The 3,017-nt window shown below is 51.6% G+C and carries 3 protein-coding genes; all 3 read left to right on the top strand.

Going from position 1 to position 3,017, the window contains the following annotated elements:
- Positions 1 to 375: 375 nt before the first annotated feature.
- Positions 376 to 1,653, top strand: a complete 1,278-nt coding sequence (gene csm6, locus LQ952_RS15590; protein ID WP_238623534.1) for a CRISPR-associated ring nuclease Csm6 — start codon at positions 376 to 378, stop codon at positions 1,651 to 1,653.
- Positions 1,654 to 1,877: 224 nt separating this feature from the next.
- The gene (locus LQ952_RS15585; protein WP_238623533.1) at positions 1,878 to 2,606 is read left to right on the top strand and encodes a hypothetical protein; all 729 of its coding nucleotides are present in this window, start codon (positions 1,878 to 1,880) and stop codon (positions 2,604 to 2,606) included.
- Positions 2,607 to 2,733: 127 nt separating this feature from the next.
- Positions 2,734 to 3,017: hypothetical protein (locus tag LQ952_RS15580; protein ID WP_238623532.1), on the top strand; the 284-nt coding region annotated here is incomplete at its 3' end.

Genomic DNA, 3,017 nt, shown 5'->3' with positions numbered 1-3,017 from the left:
GGCCTTATCTGGTTAAGCCCTGGGCAGATCGTACATGACGGCGTTGACCGCGCGAGCGCGAGAGCAAATGGATTCGCTTGCCTAGAGCGATCCTCAGAAGCTACATCAGATCTTGGTTGCCGAACCGTCCATCTGCCGCCACCACTAGCACCGGGCGAGCGCCATCCGGCTAGGCACCGTCGCATCCGCACGGTGTTCCAGGTGTTGATCAACCTTCCGGTGCACTGGTTCACCCCGCCCGTCAGGTCATGAACTTCGCCCACGGCCTGCAGCAGACGTGGTTGGCCACGGATTCAGGTGACAAACTTGCAAGCCCGCCCTTGGGTGTTTTTTTATGGTTTACTGGCAGCACTCACTTCAACCAAGGAGCACGTCATGCACACGGACCAAACCCTACTGCTTGCGATTACCGGCATGTCCCCTGCAGTAGTCACTGAAACCCTCTATGCCATTGACCGCGAAGGTCAGCAGTGGCCAAGCGCCATCAAAATCATCACCACTTCGGTGGGGAAAAAACAGGCCTGCAGGAGATTGTTGGATGAAGGACATTTGAATGCCCTCTGTGCAGAACTGGGCAAACCTCAAATTGCCTTCAGCGAGGCCGATGTGCTGGTGGTACCCGGAGCCAATGGTCATGCAGTTGAAGATGCTCGCAGCCTGGATGACCATGAGGCCCTGGCCAACTTTATTATGCAAACTGTGCGTGATGAGACCAATAATCCGCGCACCCGTATTCATGCTTCCCTGGCCGGTGGACGTAAAACCATGACCTTTTACCTAGGCTACGCCATGAGCCTCTTTGGGCGTCATTTTGATCAGCTCTCGCATGTTTTGGTCACTGATGGCTATGAAGCCTGCAAGGACTTCTACTACCCTACCCGTAACGATCATTTTGTGAAGAATGTCTCCGGCCATGAGCTGAATGCCAAGAAGGCAGAAGTGACCCTGGCAGATATTTCATTTATTCGTCAGCGCAGCCTGGTACCAGCATTGATCAAGGAAGTTCAAAATGAAATCAACTTCCGCCATTTGGTGGATTTGATCAACTTGGGCGATCAGCCAGAGGCCTTGAAGCTGCGGGTACATCAAAAATCACAGTGCATCGAAATTTTTTCCATCTATCAGGAAAAACCGATGGCTGAAGTGAAAATCAGCGGCCTGCTTCACTGGTGTTTTTACTTGCTGCTACTGCAGGATGCAGCGCAACCCAACCCAGAAGACCGTGGGCAGTACACACGCCCGACATCTAAAGCCTACGATATGGATTTAACCACCCAACTGGTGCTTAAATTCACAGAGCTTCACGACCTTAAGGTCGAAGGCGGCACTGGGACAGAAATGATAGATAATCTATTGAATGGATTCTATTTAGATCAAAAAGAGCTATCTGTAAACCGAGGTCTTGAAGCGATTAAAGGAGGCTTCAAGCCTGGCAATTTCAGCGATTACTGTAGGACCATCAAGTCCAACCTGGAAGAGCAACTTCCCAAAAACCTTGCCAGCCACCTGGTATTTGAGCCAATTCTGGCGGTTGAGGCCGGAGACGACACCGCCGGGGAATCCACGGGTAACAAGAGCAAGCGCGGCAAGGGTAACGCCTATGGCATTACACTGCCCGAGCCACACAAACAAATAACCTTTATGATGGACTAAATTCACTTACAATTTTACCTGCCTGCACCAGTCGGCCAGAGCCTCTACAATCGGAGGCTCTTCCATTCAATCGTCAATAGGATAGAAGAATGAACTCGCTCAAGACCGCAACACCGGCAGCGTATTCTTCAGACCTCAAGCCAATGCTCTATGTGTGTGCTGTCCAATTTCAACCTGCCACAGCTTGAGGCCTGCATTGCCCGCCGTCGAGTGATCTGGTACTGGTGGTCAGTGACTTCAAGCCTGCCCGGGAGGGCGCTGAAAACCTGAAGACCTTGCTTGAACAGGAGCTGCCCGGTATTTGCATTTATCGCACGGATTCGGATTTAATCGCCGCGCCGGATGTCCCCCAACTTACCGGGGATGATGCCATCATTGCCCAGCAATGGATGGCACAGGTGCTTCAACCCTTCCTGGACAAACACCGCAAGAATCGCCCCTGCTGGCTGAATCTAACCGGCGGTACCAAAGCCACCTCTTTGGCCCTGAGCAGTGGTTATGCCTGGGCCGGGATTGACTACAAGCCCGCGGGTAAAAACTATCTGAGCAGCTATCAAATCAACCTGAAGCAAGCTCCCGGCGCTGAAGTTTTTACCAGCCTGGGTGAAAAACCCCTGCCCCCGGTTACGCCCCAACAGGTGGCGTGTATTTACAACAAGTCGTTTGAGGAGAAGTCGCCTAACCCCTTTCGAAAACACCCTTATAGCACGCAGTTGGCGGAAGATATCTTTATGGGGTTGGACAGACAGGATGAAGGTCTGCTTGATCTGTTCAATGCCTTGACTCGCATCTGGTCTGACGAGCGGGATAAAAAAATTTCCTCACTGGTAAAAATCCAGCCTGACCTTGCCCTTGAAAGATTTTTTCCACAATATGGATGCCTCGCAAGCAGAAACATGGTTACAGTGCCTGGAAAATTTTGCACCGAAGGTGTTTTCTGTCTGCGAAGATAAAATAACCCTTCCCGGCAACAAACCTAAAAATGATGGACGAGCTTTTAAAAACTGGATCAGTGGCGACTGGCTGGAACAACTCACCGGTCATTGGCTACATACCTAAGCCGGCATCCCCGAAAACGCCATGACTTTTGGCTTGCAGGCAGGCGATAAAAAAGAAGCCGTTTCCCGTGGGCGTGAAGCGGATGTGCTGATACAGCATAAGGGAAAAACCTACTTGATCGAAGTGAAAGCCGATGTGCCACCGGGGGAAACACCCGCAGACTCCGAGCGTCAGCTTTCCAGTCTGCAAAACTATGGCCAGGCCGAAACCCTGTTGATGGTTGGTCCTGAGTTTCGTCAGCGTTTGGAGAAAATAAAGACTAGCAGGGCTTTCAGGCGCGCTGTGCCTATCAAAAGGTGCGAATG

It is taken from the genome of Ectothiorhodospira lacustris, assembly GCF_022227785.1.
In the GTDB taxonomy this organism is placed as follows: Bacteria; Pseudomonadota; Gammaproteobacteria; order Ectothiorhodospirales; family Ectothiorhodospiraceae; genus Ectothiorhodospira; species Ectothiorhodospira lacustris.
The sequence above is the reverse complement of the archived record's forward strand: the minus strand, read 5'-3'. Positions and strand labels throughout refer to the sequence as shown.

Bases quoted from the DNA above. Each gene is read 5' to 3' on its own strand.
- csm6 (WP_238623534.1), top strand. From the start codon at position 376: ATGCACACGGACCAAACCCTACTGCTTGCGATTACCGGCATGTCCCCT.